We start from the raw sequence: 16,652 nt of genomic DNA, 5'->3' as shown, positions 1-16,652 counted from the left end.
TGGGAGCATGGGCCCATGACGCAGCTGATGGGCCGTCCGATCCTGGGCCTGCCGGACGATGTGGGCAGCCGGTCGGTCCTCACCGACGTGCTCGGAGGCGTCCGTACGGCGCTGCTCGCGTTCGCGGTGATCGCCGTGCCCGTCCTCGGCCTCTGGGTGCTCACGCCGTACGGCGACGTCACCGCGCGGGGAGCGCTGCGACTGGCGTGTGCGCTCTGGCTGCTCGGCCATGCCGCTCCGCTCGTCCGCGGGGAGGCCGGGGAGCCGTTCACCCTCACCCCGCTGCTGCTGACCGCGGTGACGCTCGTGCTGCTCCGCCGGGCCGGCGCCCGGGCGGCCGGCCACGGTGCGCCGGAGGCCGGGTGCGGTGCCCCGTCCTGGCGCCCGCTGCCGGGGCTGTGCGTCGGCTATCTGGCGGTCGGCGCCTTCGCCGTGGCCGAGTGCGCCGGGCCGGAGGCCGTTCTGCGGGCCCGGGTGCTGCCGGACCTGATCGCGGTCGCCGCGGTCGCCGGGCTCGGCATCGGCTGGGGCCACTGCTCCGTCCGGGGCATGCCCCGGCTGCCGCTCCCGGCCGCCCTGACCGACCGCTTCCCCGGCCTCGGCCGCCCTTCCGCCCGCGGCGACGGGGCCTTCGCCCTCCCCGGCGGGGGGCGGTGGTCCGGTTCCGCCGGTGTGGGCCGCGCCGTCCGCGCGGCGGTCTCGGCCGGCCTGCTCGGCCTGGTCGCGAGCGGCGGCCTGCTGCTGGTCGCCGCGATCGTGGTGGGGGACGCGGGCACCTCGGCCGCCGCCCTCGCCGACGGCGCGGCCGGGCTGCTCGGCCTGCTCCTCGCCTGCACGCTGCTGCTGCCGAACGCCGTGCTGTGGGCGGCCGGCTATGCCCTCGGCCCGGGCTTCGCGCTCGGTACGGACGCGCTGGCGTCGCCGCTGGGCGGCCGGCTCGGCCTGCTGCCGGACTTCCCGCTGTTCGCCCTCGTCCCGGCGGTCGGTCCGGAGGCCGGCGGCCCGTCCTGGCGGCTGGGGGTCGGCCTGCTGCCGCTGCTCGCCGCGGCCGCCCAGGCCCTGCTGCTCGGCCGGGCCGCCGCGCGAGTGCGGCGCGGCGGTGCTCCGGTCGACCGCCAGGACCCGGCGGCGGCGGACCCCTGGCGTGCGGGGACCGCCATGGCGGCGGCCGTCGCCACCGCCTTCCTGACCGGCGCCGCGGCGGCCGCGGCTGCCTGGCTCGCCGGGGGATCGCTGGCCGCCGGACGGATGGCCGGCCTCGGGCCCGTCCCCTGGCAGGCCGGGGTGGCGGCGGCGGCCTGGTCGGCCGCCGTCGGCCTGCCCGGGGTCCTGTTGGTCCGCTGGTGGCTGCTGCGCGGCGCGCCCGCGCCCACCTGGAAGGCGGCCGGCCGCCGGCGGTGGTACCTCCCCGCCCCGCCGCACCCGGAGAGGGTGCACCCGGAGATGGCGTACCCCGAGGTTGCGCACCCCGGGACGGCGACCCCCGCCCCGGCCGAGCAGGCCGGGCCCGCCCGCCTGCGGTGGGCCCGGACGGCGGCCGGGCTGCTGTGCCGGTCCGCCGCCCGCGCCCGGCGGGCCCTGCACGCGGTGGTCGGGCGCCTCGCCGCCGTGCTGCCCGCGCGCCCGTCGGCCGGCCGCGGGCAGCAGGCCTGACGCAGTACCGCGTCGGCCGGCGCCGCGCCGGGTGCGGGTGGGACCGGGCCGGGGCTCAGCCCGCGGAGGGGTTGGTGAGCTTGACGATCAGCGGCGGGGCGAGGTCGCTGCAGCTCTGCGAGGCCTCGGCGGTGAGGGCGTCGTTCACGCAGGTCACGTACGGCTGGTAGGCGAGCTGGAGCCCGAACAGGCTGAGCGTGAACAGCACCGCGACCACGCCGGTGAAGAGCCCGGCCAGGGCGGCGGGCGCGTGCGGCCGGGCGGCCGGTGCGCCGCCGATCGGGGCCGCGCCGAGGGCGGTCGGCCGGACGGCCGGGGCCGCGCCCTCGGCCAGCCCGGGCTGCGCGGGGCCGTTGCCCGCACGGTGGCCGCGGAGCGCTCCCGCACCCCAGTACGCGGCGAGGGCGCCCAGCAGCAGGGCCACGTACAGCACGCCGAGCAGGGTGCAGAACAGCGCGAGCAGGCCGGCGTTCAGCGCGTACCGGGCGTGTCGCTGGACGGGGTCGGTGGGGTCGTAGCGCGGCGGCGGCGGCGCCTGCGGCGGGGTCGACCAGCCGCCGCGGTAGCCGGGGCTCCACGGGTGCGGCGGGGGACGGCCGGGCGGTCGTCGCCGCCGGCCTCGCCCGTGTCCTCGTCGCCCTCCTGGACGGGGGCCGGGGGTGCGCGGCCGCCACGGCTGGTCGGGGGCATCCTCCGGCGGCGGCGCGAACGGGTTGCGCTCGCCGGTGTTGTCTCCGCTGCTCATCGTGTCAGCCATTCCTTCTCGTCCGTGAGGGTGCCGCCCGGGGCGCGTGTGCCGGCCGTGCTCGTCCGCGGGGCGCGGGCCGCGCGGCGGCCCGTGCCCCCAATGATCCCGCAGGGCTTTCCGGCGGCCGAGGCGCCCTGCCGTGTGCGGTGCGGGCGGCGGTGTGCGCCGGGCGCGGCCGCACGGTGCGGCGCCCGGCGCACACCGGGAGAGATCCCTGTCTCAACTACGCGCGTAGCGTTGCCGGGCGGTTACGGGACGCCTCCGACCAGCCGTTATCGTGGTGACGGTCAGCAGCTCACAACGGTTCCCGAGGCCCCGCAGCGCAGCGGTCCGTCCTGCGGGGGCCGCCCCCGGCTCGACCTGCCGCCGCCCGTAGTGGCCCCACCGACGGTGGACGTACCAGCGGGCGCACGACGTACGGAGAAACGCGCAGTGGCCGCCGCTTCCGCCCAAGTCTTCCCGCCGCGTACGCCCGGACCGGCCCGCCTGGTGGTGCTGGTCTCCGGCTCCGGCACCAACCTGCAGGCGCTGATCGACGCCGTGGCGGACCCGGCGTACGGCGCGCGGATCGTTGCGGTGGGCGCCGACCGCGCCGACATCGCGGGCCTCGAGCGGGCCGAGGCCGCCGGCATCCCGACCTTCGTCCACCGGATCGCCGACCACGCCGACCGGGCCGCCTGGGACGTCGCGCTGACCGCCTCCGTCGCCGCCCACGAGCCGGACCTCGTGGTGACGGCGGGCTTCATGAAGATCCTCGGCCCGGAGTTCCTCGGCGCCTTCGCCGGCCGGACCGTCAACACCCACCCCGCGCTGCTGCCCGCCTTCCCCGGCGCGCACGGCGTGCCGGACGCCCTCGCCTACGGGGTGAAGGTCACCGGCTGCACCGTCCACCTGGTCGACGCCGGCGTGGACACCGGGCCGATCATCGCGCAGGGCGTCGTGGAGGTCCTCGACGCCGACCACGCCGATGGCGGCGAAGCGCTGCACGAGCGCATCAAGACTGTCGAGCGCACGCTGCTCGTCGAGGTCGTGGGCCGCATGGCCCGCGAAGGCCACCGCATCGAAGACCGAAAGGTATGGATCCCGGCATGAGCGCCGCCTCCAGCACCACGCCCCCGTCTCTGAGAACGTACGCCCGATCCGCCGCGCGCTGATCAGCGTGTACGACAAGACCGGTCTGGAGGAGCTGGCCCAGGGCCTGCACGCCGCCGGGGTCACCATCGTCTCCACCGGCTCCACCGCCGGCCGGATCGCCGCCGCCGGCGTCCCGGTGACCGAGGTCTCCGAGCTGACCGGCTTCCCCGAGTGCCTGGACGGGCGCGTCAAGACGCTGCACCCCCGCGTGCACGCCGGCGTCCTCGCCGACCTGCGCCTCGAGTCGCACCGCGCGCAGCTGGCCGAGCTCGGCGTCGAGCCGTTCGACCTGGTCGTGGTGAACCTCTACCCGTTCAAGGCCACCGTCGCCTCCGGCGCCACCCCGGACGAGTGCGTCGAGCAGATCGACATCGGCGGCCCCTCGATGGTCCGCGCGGCCGCCAAGAACCACCCCTCGGTCGCGGTCGTCGTCGACCCCGCCCGCTACGGCGACGTGCTGAACGCCGTCCAGGGCGGCGGCTTCGACCTGCTGACCCGCAAGCGCCTGGCGGCCACCGCCTTCGCGCACACCGCCGCCTACGACGTGGCCGTCGCCTCCTGGTTCGAGGAGTCCGGCTACACCGAGAGCGACGAGGCCTTCCCCGCCTTCCTCGGCGCCACCTGGGACCGCCAGAACGTGCTGCGCTACGGCGAGAACCCGCACCAGCAGGCGGCCCTCTACACCGACGGCACCGGCGGCCTCGCGGGCGCCGAGCAGCTGCACGGCAAGGAGATGTCCTACAACAACTACATGGACACCGACGCCGCCCGCCGCGCCGCCTACGACCACGCCGAGCCGGCCGTCGCGATCATCAAGCACGCCAACCCGTGCGGCATCGCCACCGGCGCGGACGTCGCCGAGGCGCACCGCAAGGCGCACGAGTGCGACCCGGTCTCCGCCTACGGCGGCGTGATCGCCGTCAACCGCCCGGTCACCGTCGAGCTGGCCGAGCAGATCGCCCCGATCTTCACCGAGGTCGTCGTCGCCCCCGGCTACGAGGACGGCGCGCTGGAGGTCCTCACCAAGAAGAAGAACCTGCGCGTGCTGCGCGCCCCCGAGGCGCCCGCCGACGGCCTGGAGGTCCGCCGGATCTCCGGCGGCGTGCTGCTCCAGCAGGTCGACAAGGTGGACGCGGCCGGCGACGACCCGTCCACCTGGACGCTGGCCACCGGCGAGGCGCTCGGCGAGGCCGAGCTCGCCGAGCTCGCCTTCGCCTGGCGGGCCTGCCGGGCCGTCAAGTCCAACGCCATCCTGCTCGCCAAGGACGGCGCCTCGGTCGGCGTCGGCATGGGCCAGGTCAACCGCGTCGACTCCTGCAAGCTCGCGGTCGAGCGGGCCGGCGAGCGCGCCAAGGGCGCCTACGCGGCGTCCGACGCGTTCTTCCCGTTCGCGGACGGCCTGGAGATCCTGGTCGCCGGCGGCGTCAAGGCCGTGGTGCAGCCCGGCGGTTCGATCCGCGACGAGGAGGTCGTGGCGGCCGCCGCGGCGGCGGGCGTGACGATGTACCTCACCGGTACCCGGCACTTCTTCCACTGACCCGTGAACGCCCGAAGGCCCCGCACTCCTCGGAGTGCGGGGCCTTCGGCGTACGAACGGTCAGCAGATCACTGCGACTTGACGACCACGGTGCCCATGATCTTGTCCGCAAAGGTCTGCTTCTTGGCGTCCCAGAGCGGCCACAGGAAGCCGACGCAGCAGGCGAACTCGTCCACCGCGTGGCAGATCCGGCGGACGATGGCCATGCCGAACCCGATCGGCTGGCCGTCGGCCTCGCGCAGGACGCGGATGTTCACCATCTTCTTGCCCGGGGTCTGGCCGGTGGTGCCCTCCTGGTACAGCAGCCACAGGGCGCCCGCGAGGGCGATCAGGCCGCCGATCGCGATCAGGATCGAGCCGAAGGCGGAGCCGCCACCGCCGCTGCAGCTGGTGTGGTAGGTCACCGGGTCGGTGGTGCAGTTGGCCGAGCCCACGGTCATGCCGATGCCGATGCCGTACAGGATGCCCGGCACCACACCGATGATCAGGAAGTCGACGATGAGGGCGGCCACCCGCGAGCCCCAGCCCGCGTAGAAGGCCTGCACCTGGGCGCCGTTGCCGTACGGGCCCTGCTGCTGCGGGATGCCGTAGCCGGCCGGGGCGCCGTAGCCGGGCGCCGGCGGCTGCTGCTGCGGGTAGCCGTAGCCCGGGGCCGGCGGCGGGGTCTGCTGCGGGTAGCCGTAGCCCGGCGCGGGGGCTGCTGGCCGTACGGGTTGTTGGGGTCGGGCGGGTAACTCATGACTTGCCTCCGGGCAGGAAGGAACAACGAGGACAGCAGGAAAGACCGCGGACTGGGCGGGCAGTTGGGCGGCGACCGGGTGGGACCTTAGCCGACGCTCCCGACAGCGCGGGGATCATGGCCCGTCAGGGGCCGTCCGACTCAGGGCCGGGAGATGCCGAGACGGTGCAGCTGCCACGTCCAGGAGATGACGGCGGCTGCGCCGATCAGCACGTTGCGGTGTCGCGGGGACAGCCCCCACCACCAGCGGCCGGGGCCGAGCGGGGCGATCAGCAGACCGACGGCGGCCACCACGGTGACCGGATTGGCGGCCAGCGCGGCCGACCAGTGGCCGTGTCCGGCCTCGATGAAGACGGTCGTGCTGCCGCAGCCGGGGCAGGGGATGCCGGTGAAACGGCGCAGCATGCAGAGCACGCCGGGGTCGTGGGCGTCGTGAAGTTCGCCCACGGCCACTGCGGCGACCGCGCCCCCGCCCCGCGCAGCAGCACACGCATGACGGCGCCCGACACGGTGTCGGCCGTACGCCGCCACCGGGTCGTCAGTGCGCCTGCGAACGAGGGCGCTGCGGTGGTCACGTTTTGACGCTGAGGTAGAAGACCACGACGGCGATCGAGATCAGCACCGAGAGGACGTTCAGCACGATCCCGCCGATCGCCGCGTTGCGGCCGACGCCGGTCTGGTTCGACTTGTTGAGTCCGGCAATGCCGACGCCGAGGCCGATCAGGCCGAGGAAGCCGCCGTAGAAACAGACGGTCAGGATGCCCACGAAGCCGAGGACCACGGACGCGGTGGCTGCCGAGTTCGGCAGCGGAGCCGGCGCCGGTGCCGGCGCGTAGGGCTGGGGCTGCTGCTGCGGGTAGCCGTAGCCGTAGCCGGGCTGCTGCGGCGGCGGCGGCGGGTACTGCGGTGCCCCGTACTGCGGCTGCTGCTGCTGGCCGTAGCCGCCGTACGGATCCGGCTGGTACGGATTGCTCACTGTCGTCTTCCCCGGCGATCGTCCCCCGCGCCCCCGACGCCCTGTCACCAGGATGGCGGCAGCAGAGATTGCTCCGGCCATCGTGGTCCTTACCACGGCGCGCTGTCCAGCGGCATTCGCACCCCGGACGCAAACCGTGGCGCAACCGCAACGCCGTCCGTACGCTCCGTGCTCGGCCCGCGCACCGTCCGTGCCGTCCGGCGCCGCGGGCGGCGCGGGAGGTCCCGGCGGCACGGTCGCGGGCCGGCATCCGGGAGAATGGGGTCATGACTGCCCAGATTCTCGATGGCAAGGCCACCGCGGCCGCGATCAAGTCCGAACTCGCCGTCCGCGTGGCGGCCCTCAAGGAGCGGGGCATCGTCCCCGGTCTCGGCACCGTCCTGGTCGGCGACGACCCGGGCAGCCGCTGGTACGTCAACGGCAAGCACAAGGACTGCGCCGAGGTCGGCATCGCCTCCATCCAGCGCGAACTGCCCGCCACCGCGAGCCAGCAGGACGTCGAGGACGTCGTCCGCGAGCTCAACGCCGACCCCGCCTGCACCGGCTACATCGTGCAGCTGCCGCTGCCCAAGGGCCTCGACCCGAACCCGGTCCTGGAGCTGATGGACCCGGACAAGGACGCCGACGGCCTGCACCCGACCTCGCTCGGCCGACTCGCGCTCGGCATCGAGGGCCCGCTGCCCTGCACCCCGCTCGGCATCGTCGAGCTGCTCCGCCGCCACCAGGTCGAGATCAACGGGGCCGAGGTCGTCGTGCTCGGCCGCGGTGTCACCGTCGGCCGCTCGATCGGCCTGCTGCTCACCCGCAAGAGTGAGAACGCCACCGTCACCCTCTGCCACACCGGCACCCGCGACCTGGCCTACCACCTGCGCAAGGCCGACATCGTCGTGGCCGCCGCCGGTGTGCCGCACCTGGTGAAGCCGGAGGACGTCAAGCCCGGCGCGGCCGTGCTGGACGTCGGCGTCAGTCGCAGCGAGGGCAAGATCGTCGGCGACGTCCACCCGGGCGTGGCCGAGGTGGCCGCCTGGATCTCCCCGAACCCGGGCGGCGTCGGCCCGATGACCCGCGCCATGCTGCTCAACAACATCGTCGTGGCGGCCGAGCGCCGCGCCGACGGCTGACAGCGATGGGTAGCGTCCGGGTCACCCGCTCCAAGCAGCGGCCGGCCAAGACCACCGGCACCCTCCCCGGAGGGCTCGCACGCCGCGCTCGGCAGCAGCCACACGCTGCCCGTCCGGCAGTGGCCGATAACGCTGGTCCTGGCGGTGGCGGCGCTGGGCATCGCCGTCACCTGGTTCGGCGACTTCAAGTACGGGCTGATGCTGGTCGGAGGCTCGCTGCTGCTGGCCGCCGTGCTGCGCCTCACGGTGCCCGAGGTGGGGATGCTGGCCGTCCGCAGCCGCTTCACCGACGTGGGCGTGCTGACCTTCCTCGGCGGCGCCATCGTGCTGCTCACCCTGGTGGCGCAGCCCGATCCGTGGCTCCACCTGTCGGTGCTGGACCACCTGGGCTCGCTGATCGGCCGGCCGCGCGGCTGACCGGCCCCGGGCCCCGCACCCCTCGCGGTGCGGGGCCCGAAGCCCGGCGGCGTCCGGCCCGCCGCCCGGCGCGCTGTCCCGCTGTGACGCATCAGCCACGCCCGGCGAGGCGGCATACGCTTGCCTTTGCGATAACCTGACGCAGGTCTCTCGACGTCGAGAGATCATCCTCGGCTCCAGTGCGCCGGCGTGCCTGGGGCACCTGGCGATTTGCTGGAGAAGGTAGAAATGACTCGCACCCCCGTCAACGTCACCGTCACCGGAGCGGCCGGCCAGATCGGCTACGCGCTGCTCTTCCGCATCGCCTCGGGCCACCTGCTCGGTGCCGACGTGCCGGTGAACCTCCGCCTCCTGGAGATCCCGCAGGGCCTCAAGGCCGCTGAGGGCGTCGCCATGGAGCTCGACGACTGCGCGTTCCCGCTGCTGCGCGGCATCACCATCACCGACAGCGCCGCCACCGCCTTCGACGGCGCCAACGTGGGCCTGCTGGTCGGCGCCCGCCCGCGCACCGCCGGCATGGAGCGCGGCGACCTGCTGCAGGCCAACGGCGGCATCTTCGGCCCGCAGGGCAAGGCCATCAACGACCACGCCGCGGACGACATCAAGGTCCTGGTCGTCGGCAACCCGGCCAACACCAACGCCCTGATCGCCCAGCGCAACGCCCCGGACGTGCCGGCCGAGCGCTTCACCGCGATGACCCGCCTCGACCACAACCGCGCCGTCGCGCAGCTCGCCAAGAAGGCCGGCGTGACCGTCGACGACGTCAAGAAGGTCACCATCTGGGGCAACCACTCCGCGACCCAGTACCCCGACCTGTTCCAGGCCGAGATCGCCGGCAAGAGCGGCTTCGAGGCCACCGGCTCGGACCAGGCCTGGGTCGAGAACGACTTCATCCCGACCGTCGCCAAGCGCGGTGCGGCGATCATCGAGGTCCGTGGCGCCTCCTCGGCCGCCTCGGCCGCCAACGCCGCCATCGACCACGTCCACACCTGGGTCAACGGCACCCCGGCCGGCGACTGGACGTCCATGGGCATCGTCTCCGACGGCTCGTACGGCGTCCCGGAGGGCCTGATCTCCTCCTTCCCGGTCACCACCAAGGACGGCAAGTTCGAGATCGTCCAGGGCCTGGAGCTCTCCGACTTCTCGCGCGCCCGCATCGACGCCTCGGTCGCCGAGCTCGCCGAGGAGCGCGACGCGGTGCAGCAGCTCGGCCTGATCTGAGCCTGACACCGACGGACGGCCGGGCACCCCAGGGGTGCCCGGCCGTCCTTCTACACTCGGCCCGTGACCGAAATCATCGAGGACGCCGCACTCGTCCTCGTCTTCATCCTGCTGGGCGGCCTGTTCAACGTCGCCGAGATCTCGCTGATCTCGCTGCGGGAGGGACAGATCCGCGCCCTGGAGGCCGCCGGCACCCGCCGCGCCTCCCGCGCCGCGCACCTCGCCGCCGACCCCAACCGCTTCCTCGCCGCCGTCCAGGTCGGCGTGACCTGCATGGGCTTCCTGTCCGCCGCGTTCGGCGCCGACACGCTGTCCGGCAAGCTCGCCCCGGTCTTCGTCGACCTGGGCCTCTCCGAGGGCGTCGCCGACACCGTCGCGCTCGTCGGCCTCACCCTGGTGATCAGCTACGTCTCGCTCGTCCTCGGTGAGCTCACCCCCAAGCGGATCGGACTGCAGCGCGCCGATTCCATCGCACTGCTCGCCGCGCCCGTGGTCGACGTCATGTCGGCGGTGCTGCGCCCGGCGATCTGGCTGCTCGGCCACTCCACCAACCTGATGGTCCGCCTGCTCGGCGGCGACCCGAAGGCCGGCCGCGGCGTGATGAGCTCCGAGGAGCTCCGCGGCCTGGTCGCCGCCAACACCGAACTCGGCAGCGACGAACGGGCGCTGATCAACGACGTGTTCGCGGCCGGCGAGCGCCAGCTGCGCGAGGTCATGAAGCCCCGCACCGAGGTGACCTTCCTCGACGCCGACCGGCTGGTCTCCGAGGTCCGCCCGGAGACCGATATCGCCCCGCACTCCCGCTACCCGGTGGTCGAGGGCTCGTACGACGCGGTCACCGGCTTCGTGCACGTCCGCGACCTCTACGGCGCGCGCGTCGACCCCGCCGCCCGGGTCAGCGACCTGGCCCGCCCGGTGAAGCTGCTGCCGGCCACCAAGCGGGTCCTGGAGGCGATGGGCGAGATGCGCCGCGAGGGCCACCACCTGGCGATCGTCGTCGACGAGTACGGCGGCACCGCCGGCATCGTCACCCTGGAGGACCTCGTCGAGGAGGTCATCGGCGAGATCCGCGACGAGTACGACGCCCAGGACACCACCGCCACCCGCCGGCTGGCCGGCGGCGGCATGGAGCTCGACGGGCTGCTCAACCTCGCCGACTTCACCGGCGAGACCGGCGTCGCCCTGCCCGAGGGCCCCTACGAGACGGTCGCCGGCTACCTCGTGCGGATGCTCGGCCGGCTGCCCCGCCAGGGCGACCAGGTCGCCACCGAGGAGGGCGTCCTGCTGACCGTCGCCAAGCTCGACGGGCGCCGGATCGAGCGGATCCGGGTGAGTGCGGTCACACTGACCGAACCTCCGGGGGCGGATGTTTCCTGAGCGGTCGGTGAAGCTGGAACAATGGCCCGCATGGTCAACGCAGCGGTCGCAGGTCCGGCACAGGACCGTCCCCGGGTGCTCTCCGGGATCCAGCCCACCTCGGGCTCGTTCCACCTCGGCAACTACCTGGGCGCCGTCCAGCAGTGGGTCGCCCTGCAGGACGCCAACGACGCGTTCTACATGGTCGTCGACCTGCACGCGATCACCGTCGAGCAGGACCCGGCGGTGCTCCGCGAGAACACCCGGATCTCCGCGGCCCAGCTGCTCGGCGCCGGGCTCGACCCCGAGCGCTGCACCCTCTTCGTCCAGTCCCACGTGCCCGAGCACGCCCAGCTCGGCTGGGTGATGAACTGCCTCACCGGCTTCGGCGAGGCCGCCCGGATGACCCAGTTCAAGGACAAGTCCGCCAAGCAGGGCAACGACCGCACCACCGTCGGCCTGTTCACCTACCCGATCCTGCAGATCGCCGACATCCTGCTCTACCAGGCCGACCTCGTCCCGGTCGGCGAGGACCAGCGCCAGCACCTGGAGCTCACCCGCGACCTCGCGGACCGCTTCAACACCCGCTACGCGCCCACCTTCACCGTCCCGAAGCCGTACATCCTCAAGGAGACGGCGAAGATCCTGGACCTCCAGGACCCGACGGCCAAGATGAGCAAGTCGGCCTCCTCGGCCAAGGGCCTGGTCAACCTGCTGGACGAGCCCAAGGCCAGCGCCAAGAAGTTCAAGAGCGCCGTCACCGACACCGGCACCGTCGTCAGCTACGACGAGGAGGGCAAGCCCGGCGTCTCCAACCTGCTGCGCATCCACTCCGCGCTCAGCGGCCAGTCCGTGGAGCAGCTGGTCGCGCACTTCGAGGGCAAGATGTACGGCGCGCTCAAGACCGAGCTGGCCGACCTGTTCACGGAGTGGGTCACCCCGTTCCAGGCCCGCACCAAGGGCTACCTGGACGACCCGGCCGAGCTGGACCGGGTGCTGGGCCTCGGCGCCGAGAAGGCCCGCGAGGTCGCCTCGGAGACGCTCGCCACGGTCTACGACCGCATCGGCTTCCTGGCGCCCAAGCGCTGATGCCCGCGCCCGCCGGCCCCGCTGGTGGCGGCCTCCCGGACCTCCGGGACGCCGTCACCATCGGCGTGTCCATAACCGTCCCGGAGCCGTACGGCTCCGCCGTGCAGGACGCCCGCGCGGGCCACGGCGACCCGCGTGCCCGGTCCATACCCACCCACGTCACCCTGCTGCCCCCGACCGGGCTGCCGGCCGACCGGCTGCCCGAGATCGAGAAGCACCTGGCCGCGGTGGCCGCCGCGCACCGGCCGTTCCCGATGCTGCTGCAGGGCAGCGGCAGCTTCCGCCCGGTCTCCCCGGTGGTGTTCGTCCGCGTCGAGGGCGGCGCGCAGGAGTGCCGAGCGCTGGAGGCCGCCGTCCGCTCGGGCCCGCTCGCCCGGGAGCTGGCCTTCCCGTACCACCCGCACGTCACCGTCGCGCACGACCTGGCCGACGACGTCCTCGACGAGGCGTTCGAGAAGGCCCGCGACTTCCGGGCCGCGTTCACCGTGCCCGGCTTCAACCTCGCCCGGTTCGGCCCGGACGAGGTCTGGCGGCCCTGGCGCGACTACCCCTTCGGGGCCTGACCCCGGCCGGGGTCAGCCACGTCGGCCGACCCCGGCCGATCCCGGCCGGGCGGGGTCAGCCGCGCCGCTCCTGCGCCCGCTGCCGGCGGGCGGGGAGCAGCGCCAGGCAGAACGGGGCGATGAACAGCGGACCGACCATGTAGCGGTACAGCGGCGCCGGGTTGGCCGCCAGCACGGTCAGCTGGAACCCGACCAGGGTCCCGGCCAGCGCGTACGCCGCGCGCATCCGGCGGCTGCGGGCGAACAGCACGATCGCCGCGTACGCCAGGTAGCACCACGTCGCACCGCGGAAGAGCAGCCAGTCCAGCTGCTTGGTCTTGGACAGGTTGTACCAGAACTCGGCGGCGTGCCGGAGCTTGAACGACACCGGGTGGCTGTAGAGCGCGAAGCGGTTCGGGTTGGAGGCCATCGGGGTGCCCGGGGCGGCCACCCCGTACAGCTCCTTCGGCGTCACCGCGGGCGAGGCGATCCAGGTGTACGCGTTCAGCGCGGCCGGTCCGGGGAACGGCGACCAGGCAATGTGGCCGCGGCAGATCCGGGCCTGGGCGATCAGGTCGGGGCGCTTCTTCGCCACCTTCGTCCAGATCTCCATCAGCCGGTCGTTGACCCGCTCGGCGGCCGGCCGGTCGAAGTTCCAGGCCAGCACCAGCTGGTCGGAGACGTAGCAGTTGCTGCCGCCGCGCGTCCAGTCGGCCAGCGGCGTGACCTGCGCCATGACCGCCTTGTCGGCCGCGCCGAAGAGGTCCGGCTGGGCCGCGTACGCCACCGCCACGTCGTGGTAGTTGAGGGAGTACACCGAGCTCTTCGCGGGCTGCTTGATGCCGATCGCCGGGAAGACCACCAGCTGGCAGAGCAGTGACAGGCCCACCGCCACGACCGTCACCACGGTGAGCCGCAGCCGGCGGCCGCGGATCGCCACGATCAGCGCCAGGCCGGCGATCAGCGCCACGCCGAGGCCGTTGTTGCGGAACTGGCCAAGACCGATCATGCCCAGGGTCAGCATCCACCAGTCGAACCGGCCGGCCCGGCGGGCGACCAGGCGCACCGAGGCGGCGAAGACCAGCACCGCGCACAGGGTGAACGGCACGTCCTTCCAGATGTAGACCACGAACGCGCCGGTCGGCGGCGCGACCGCGATCAGCAGGGCGATCGGCGCCGTCAACCGGCCGCGCGCGCCGAGGGCCCGCATCGCCGTGCAGGTGTACGCGAGGGCCGCGGACGCCAGCACGGTCTGCCCGAGGGTCAGCACGGCCAGCTTGCCGGGCACGTGCAGCGCCAGCCACACCAGCGCGTTGTACGCCACCGAGTGCTCGGAGCTCCAGTACCCGCTGGTGACCTGGCCGACGTAGGCGGCCGAGTCGTAGCTGGTCAGCCCGGGGTAGAAGGCCGCCCACCAGGCCAGCAGCACGACCTGGACACCGACCCCGACGGCCAGCGGGAGCCGCCAGCGGTCCGGCACGCGGCGGGCGTGCCGGGCCCGGTCCGAGCCCTCCGCCGTGGGTTCGTCGAGAAGTGCGGTCATCGGTCGCCTCGGTTCACTGGTGTGGTCCGGGCCACCCTATCCAGGGCCTGCCCGTGCTTCCCGGGCAGGCCCCGGGCGCCGGAGCGTCAGCCGAGCTCCAGCATGCGGTCCACCACCCGGGCGGCGGCACCGCCGTCGTCCAGATGGCAGTGGGTGTCCCGGAACCGTCGGTAGGCCTCCGCGTACTTCGCCGTGGCCCCGTCCCCCGCCGCCAGGTCGCGCAGCGCGGCCAGCAGTTCCTCGGAGGTCGGGATCAGCGGCCCGGGGGCCTCCGCCTCGAAGTCGAAGTAGAAGCCGCGCAGCGTGTCGCGGTAGTGCTCCAGGTCGTAGGTGAAGAAGAGCACCGGCCGCCCGGTGATCGCGAAGTCGAACATGATCGACGAGTAGTCCGTCACCAGGACGTCCGCCGCCAGCAGCAGCTCCTGCACGTCCGGGTAGTCGCCGACGTCGAACAGGAAACCGTCGCCGGCGCCCGGCAGCGGCTCGCGGACGTGCGCGTGCGGCCGGACGAGCAGCACGTGGTCCTCGCCGAGCGCCGCCCGGGCCGCGTCGACGTCGAGGCGCAGGCCGAGCTCGAAGCCGTCGCCGTTGGCCCGCTGCTGGTCCTCGCGCCAGGTCGGCGCGTAGAGCACGATGCGCTTGCCCGCCGGCACGCCGAGCCGGCGCCGCACCGCGTCGGCACCCTCGCCCGCGGCCAGCACGTCGTTGCGCGGGTAGCCGGACTCCAGCACCTCGCCCTCGTAGCGGAACGCGCGGCGCAGGATCGGCGTCGCGAACGTGCTGGGCGAGACCAGCAGGCTCCACTGCGGGGTCTCGTGCGCCAGCGCCTCCAGGTAGCCGTGGTCGGCGAGCCAGGCGTTGTCGACGTCGTGGGCGATCCGCTTGAGCAGCGAGCCGTGCCAGGTCTGCACCACGACCTGGCCGGGGCGGCGCTCCAGGAAGTCCGGGAAGTGCGTGTTCCCGACCAGGTAGCGGGAGGTGGCCAGCGCCTCGTACCACTCGGCGCTCTGCGCCCGCACGGCCCGGGCGCCGGCCGGCACCTCGGCCTGCGCGTCGTCGACCACCCACAGGTGCTCCAGGGCCGCGCCGCGCCGCACCAGTTCGGCGTGCACGGCCTTCGGCGAGTCCGCGTAGCCGCGGCCGCCGAACACGTCGTACAGCACGGTGTCCCGCAGCGGCTGCTGCCGCGCGGCCGGGTAGCCGGTGGTGCGCAGCCGCTCCTGGGCCCAGGCGCTGCGCTCGGCGGGACCGATCACCGGGGTGGAGTCGAGGATCAGGGTGTCGTGCCAGCGGCGCTCCAGCACGATCCGCTTGTCGCCGGCGACCGCGACCACGGCCGGCAGGGCGTCCTGGGCGGCCGGGGACAGCATCAGCGACCGCTCCCCGGCGGCGTCGCCGAGCGGCCTGAGCCGCAGGTCCCAGACGCCCTGGCGGAGCGGCAGCTCGGTGCCGTCGGAGGCCGTGACGCAGGCGGGCAGCCGCAGGGCGAGCCGCTCCGCGCGCGGGACGGTGCGGCGGATCTCCCCGGTGCCGTTGCTGTGCCGCAGGACGAGCTCCAGCGGGCCCTCGCCCGGCAGCAGGGCGTGCGTCGTGAGGGTGAAGCCGTCCGCTGCCGCGGCGATCCCCGACACCAGCACGCTGCCCCGCTGGACGCAGAGCTGGAGGTCGCCGTCGGCGAGCTGCTTGACCAGCAGCTGGTGCGCGCCGTCCGGCAGGGCGTGCAGTGCGGCGACCGGCCCGTCGCGCTCGTCCAGCGCCGCGCGTGCCGTGCTGCCGTCCGGCAGGACGAACTGGGCCTGCCAGTGCTCGATCTCCTCCGCGCCGCGGCCCGCGGCGGTCAGCGGGGCGAACGGGACCTCGGCGGTGAATCCGCCGTCGGCGCACGCCAGGACGGTGTCGAACTCGGTGTCGGACTGCCGGTGCCGCAGCCGCAGCACGGTGCCCGCCGGCAGATCCCGGACCCGTCCGGTGACCAGCAGCGCGGTGTCCGTCGCGGTGGCGGCGGTGATCCGGGCGCGTACGGTCTCGACCCGCAGCCGCAGGCCCTGCTCGGCGAAGTAGGGGACGATCCGCACGTCCGGGCCGACCCAGCGCGGCGCGGGGTACTCGGCCGAGCCGCACCAGTGCGGGGCGAGCGGGCCGGTGTGCCGGCGCAGGCCGGCGAGCAGAGTCCCGCCGATCCGCCAGACCCGGTCGCGTCCGGCCCGGCCCGACACGAGCCGCGCCGGGTCGAGAACGGCCGTGAAGCCGGACCAGTCGTGGTTGAAGGCGCTCTGCCCGCTGTCGGCCGTCGCCTCGGGCAGGTGCAGCCGCCGGGTGCGCAGCCGCACGGTCGAACGGCCGGACCGGGCGGTGACGGTGGTGAGGCCGGCGGCGAGCCGGCCGGTGTCGCGGTCCCCGGGGTGGGCGTAGCCGGTGAGCTCCAGACCGGAGGCCGTCCAGCGGACGGAGCGGAGCCCGAAGACGGCGACCGCCTCGGGAGCGCCGTCCCCGTCCTGGGCGGACGGGGCGGTGGCGGCGGGCGCGGTGGGTGCGGACATCGGGCAGGCTCTCCGTGAACACGTGACGGCCGGGGC

The 16,652-nt window shown here is 74.2% G+C and carries 15 protein-coding genes; 9 read left to right on the top strand and 6 right to left on the bottom strand.

The genetic code is table 11. The features are described from left to right. The first annotated feature begins 15 nt into the window (after positions 1-15). Positions 16-1,653 (top strand): cell division protein PerM, encoded by a 1,638-nt coding sequence (locus tag ABEB13_RS17300; RefSeq protein ID WP_345706238.1) that lies wholly within the window; start codon positions 16-18, stop codon positions 1,651-1,653. 55 nt (positions 1,654-1,708) lie between these two features. On the opposite strand, the gene ABEB13_RS17295 is transcribed toward ABEB13_RS17300, so the two are convergent. Continuing rightward, positions 1,709-2,398 (bottom strand): hypothetical protein, encoded by a 690-nt coding sequence (locus tag ABEB13_RS17295; protein ID WP_345706237.1) that lies wholly within the window; start codon positions 2,396-2,398, stop codon positions 1,709-1,711. 435 nt (positions 2,399-2,833) lie between these two features. Between ABEB13_RS17295 and purN the strand changes: the two genes are divergently transcribed. Both purN and purH read left to right on the top strand, forming a co-directional pair. After that, on the top strand, positions 2,834-3,493 hold the full coding sequence (gene purN / locus ABEB13_RS17290) for a phosphoribosylglycinamide formyltransferase (RefSeq protein WP_345706236.1): 660 nt from the start codon (positions 2,834-2,836) through the stop codon (positions 3,491-3,493). A gap of 67 nt (positions 3,494-3,560) precedes the next feature. Further along, complete coding sequence (gene purH, locus ABEB13_RS17285) at positions 3,561-5,072, top strand: bifunctional phosphoribosylaminoimidazolecarboxamide formyltransferase/IMP cyclohydrolase (protein WP_345706235.1); 1,512 nt, start codon at positions 3,561-3,563, stop codon at positions 5,070-5,072. 68 nt (positions 5,073-5,140) lie between these two features. Here the strand turns inward: purH and ABEB13_RS17280 are convergent, their stop codons facing one another. The 3 genes from ABEB13_RS17280 to ABEB13_RS17270 all read right to left on the bottom strand — a co-directional run bounded on the left by ABEB13_RS17280 (position 5,141) and on the right by ABEB13_RS17270 (position 6,787). Further along, positions 5,141-5,617 carry an RDD family protein gene (locus ABEB13_RS17280; RefSeq protein ID WP_345706234.1) on the bottom strand — a complete coding sequence of 159 codons (477 nt, stop codon included), beginning with the start codon at positions 5,615-5,617 and terminating at the stop codon, positions 5,141-5,143. A 335-nt stretch (positions 5,618-5,952) separates the two neighbouring features. Continuing rightward, the gene (locus ABEB13_RS17275; RefSeq protein ID WP_345706233.1) at positions 5,953-6,258 is read right to left on the bottom strand and encodes a DUF2752 domain-containing protein; all 306 of its coding nucleotides are present in this window, start codon (positions 6,256-6,258) and stop codon (positions 5,953-5,955) included. Between the two features lie 124 nt (positions 6,259-6,382). Continuing rightward, positions 6,383-6,787: a hypothetical protein gene (locus ABEB13_RS17270; RefSeq protein ID WP_345706232.1), complete on the bottom strand. Its 405-nt coding sequence runs from the start codon at positions 6,785-6,787 to the stop codon at positions 6,383-6,385. A gap of 266 nt (positions 6,788-7,053) precedes the next feature. On the opposite strand from ABEB13_RS17270, the gene ABEB13_RS17265 reads away from it, so the two are divergent. From ABEB13_RS17265 to ABEB13_RS17240, 6 genes are all read left to right on the top strand, one after another. Next, the gene (locus ABEB13_RS17265) at positions 7,054-7,908 is read left to right on the top strand and encodes a bifunctional methylenetetrahydrofolate dehydrogenase/methenyltetrahydrofolate cyclohydrolase (RefSeq protein WP_100889841.1); all 855 of its coding nucleotides are present in this window, start codon (positions 7,054-7,056) and stop codon (positions 7,906-7,908) included. Between the two features lie 105 nt (positions 7,909-8,013). Then, positions 8,014-8,325 carry a DUF3017 domain-containing protein gene (locus tag ABEB13_RS17260; RefSeq protein ID WP_345709706.1) on the top strand — a complete coding sequence of 104 codons (312 nt, stop codon included), beginning with the start codon at positions 8,014-8,016 and terminating at the stop codon, positions 8,323-8,325. A 228-nt stretch (positions 8,326-8,553) separates the two neighbouring features. Further along, positions 8,554-9,546, top strand: a complete 993-nt coding sequence (locus ABEB13_RS17255; RefSeq protein ID WP_100889843.1) for a malate dehydrogenase — start codon at positions 8,554-8,556, stop codon at positions 9,544-9,546. A gap of 63 nt (positions 9,547-9,609) precedes the next feature. Beyond that, the gene (locus ABEB13_RS17250) at positions 9,610-10,923 is read left to right on the top strand and encodes a hemolysin family protein (protein WP_345706231.1); all 1,314 of its coding nucleotides are present in this window, start codon (positions 9,610-9,612) and stop codon (positions 10,921-10,923) included. A 30-nt stretch (positions 10,924-10,953) separates the two neighbouring features. Beyond that, positions 10,954-11,991 carry a tryptophan--tRNA ligase gene (gene trpS / locus ABEB13_RS17245; protein WP_345706230.1) on the top strand — a complete coding sequence of 346 codons (1,038 nt, stop codon included), beginning with the start codon at positions 10,954-10,956 and terminating at the stop codon, positions 11,989-11,991. After that, positions 11,991-12,554, top strand: coding sequence for a 2'-5' RNA ligase family protein (locus ABEB13_RS17240; RefSeq protein ID WP_345706229.1), 564 nt, complete (start codon positions 11,991-11,993; stop codon positions 12,552-12,554). The genes trpS and ABEB13_RS17240 overlap by 1 nt, the downstream gene beginning before the upstream one ends. Positions 12,555-12,609: 55 nt before the next feature. On the opposite strand, the gene ABEB13_RS17235 is transcribed toward ABEB13_RS17240, so the two are convergent. Further along, a complete protein-coding gene (locus tag ABEB13_RS17235) occupies positions 12,610-14,076 on the bottom strand; it encodes a hypothetical protein (RefSeq protein WP_345706228.1) in 1,467 nt (488 codons plus the stop codon). An 86-nt stretch (positions 14,077-14,162) separates the two neighbouring features. Next, positions 14,163-16,616, bottom strand: coding sequence for a CDP-glycerol glycerophosphotransferase family protein (locus ABEB13_RS17230; protein ID WP_345706227.1), 2,454 nt, complete (start codon positions 16,614-16,616; stop codon positions 14,163-14,165). Positions 16,617-16,652: the final 36 nt, after the last annotated feature.

The organism is Kitasatospora paranensis (genome assembly GCF_039544005.1).
Taxonomy (GTDB): domain Bacteria; phylum Actinomycetota; class Actinomycetes; order Streptomycetales; family Streptomycetaceae; genus Kitasatospora; species Kitasatospora paranensis.
This window is presented reverse-complemented; position numbering and strand designations above follow the sequence as displayed.

What these genes read in the sequence shown, in the direction of transcription:
- ABEB13_RS17240 (WP_345706229.1), top strand. Translation starts at nt 11,991, where the DNA reads ATGCCCGCGCCCGCCGGCCCCGCTGGTGGCGGCCTCCCGGACCTCCGG.
- trpS (WP_345706230.1), top strand. Translation starts at nt 10,954, where the DNA reads ATGGTCAACGCAGCGGTCGCAGGTCCGGCACAGGACCGTCCCCGGGTG.
- ABEB13_RS17235 (WP_345706228.1), bottom strand. Translation starts at nt 14,076, where the DNA reads ATGACCGCACTTCTCGACGAACCCACGGCGGAGGGCTCGGACCGGGCC.
- ABEB13_RS17300 (WP_345706238.1), top strand. Translation starts at nt 16, where the DNA reads ATGACGCAGCTGATGGGCCGTCCGATCCTGGGCCTGCCGGACGATGTG.
- ABEB13_RS17255 (WP_100889843.1), top strand. Translation starts at nt 8,554, where the DNA reads ATGACTCGCACCCCCGTCAACGTCACCGTCACCGGAGCGGCCGGCCAG.
- ABEB13_RS17295 (WP_345706237.1), bottom strand. Translation starts at nt 2,398, where the DNA reads ATGAGCAGCGGAGACAACACCGGCGAGCGCAACCCGTTCGCGCCGCCG.
- ABEB13_RS17265 (WP_100889841.1), top strand. Translation starts at nt 7,054, where the DNA reads ATGACTGCCCAGATTCTCGATGGCAAGGCCACCGCGGCCGCGATCAAG.
- ABEB13_RS17230 (WP_345706227.1), bottom strand. Translation starts at nt 16,616, where the DNA reads ATGTCCGCACCCACCGCGCCCGCCGCCACCGCCCCGTCCGCCCAGGAC.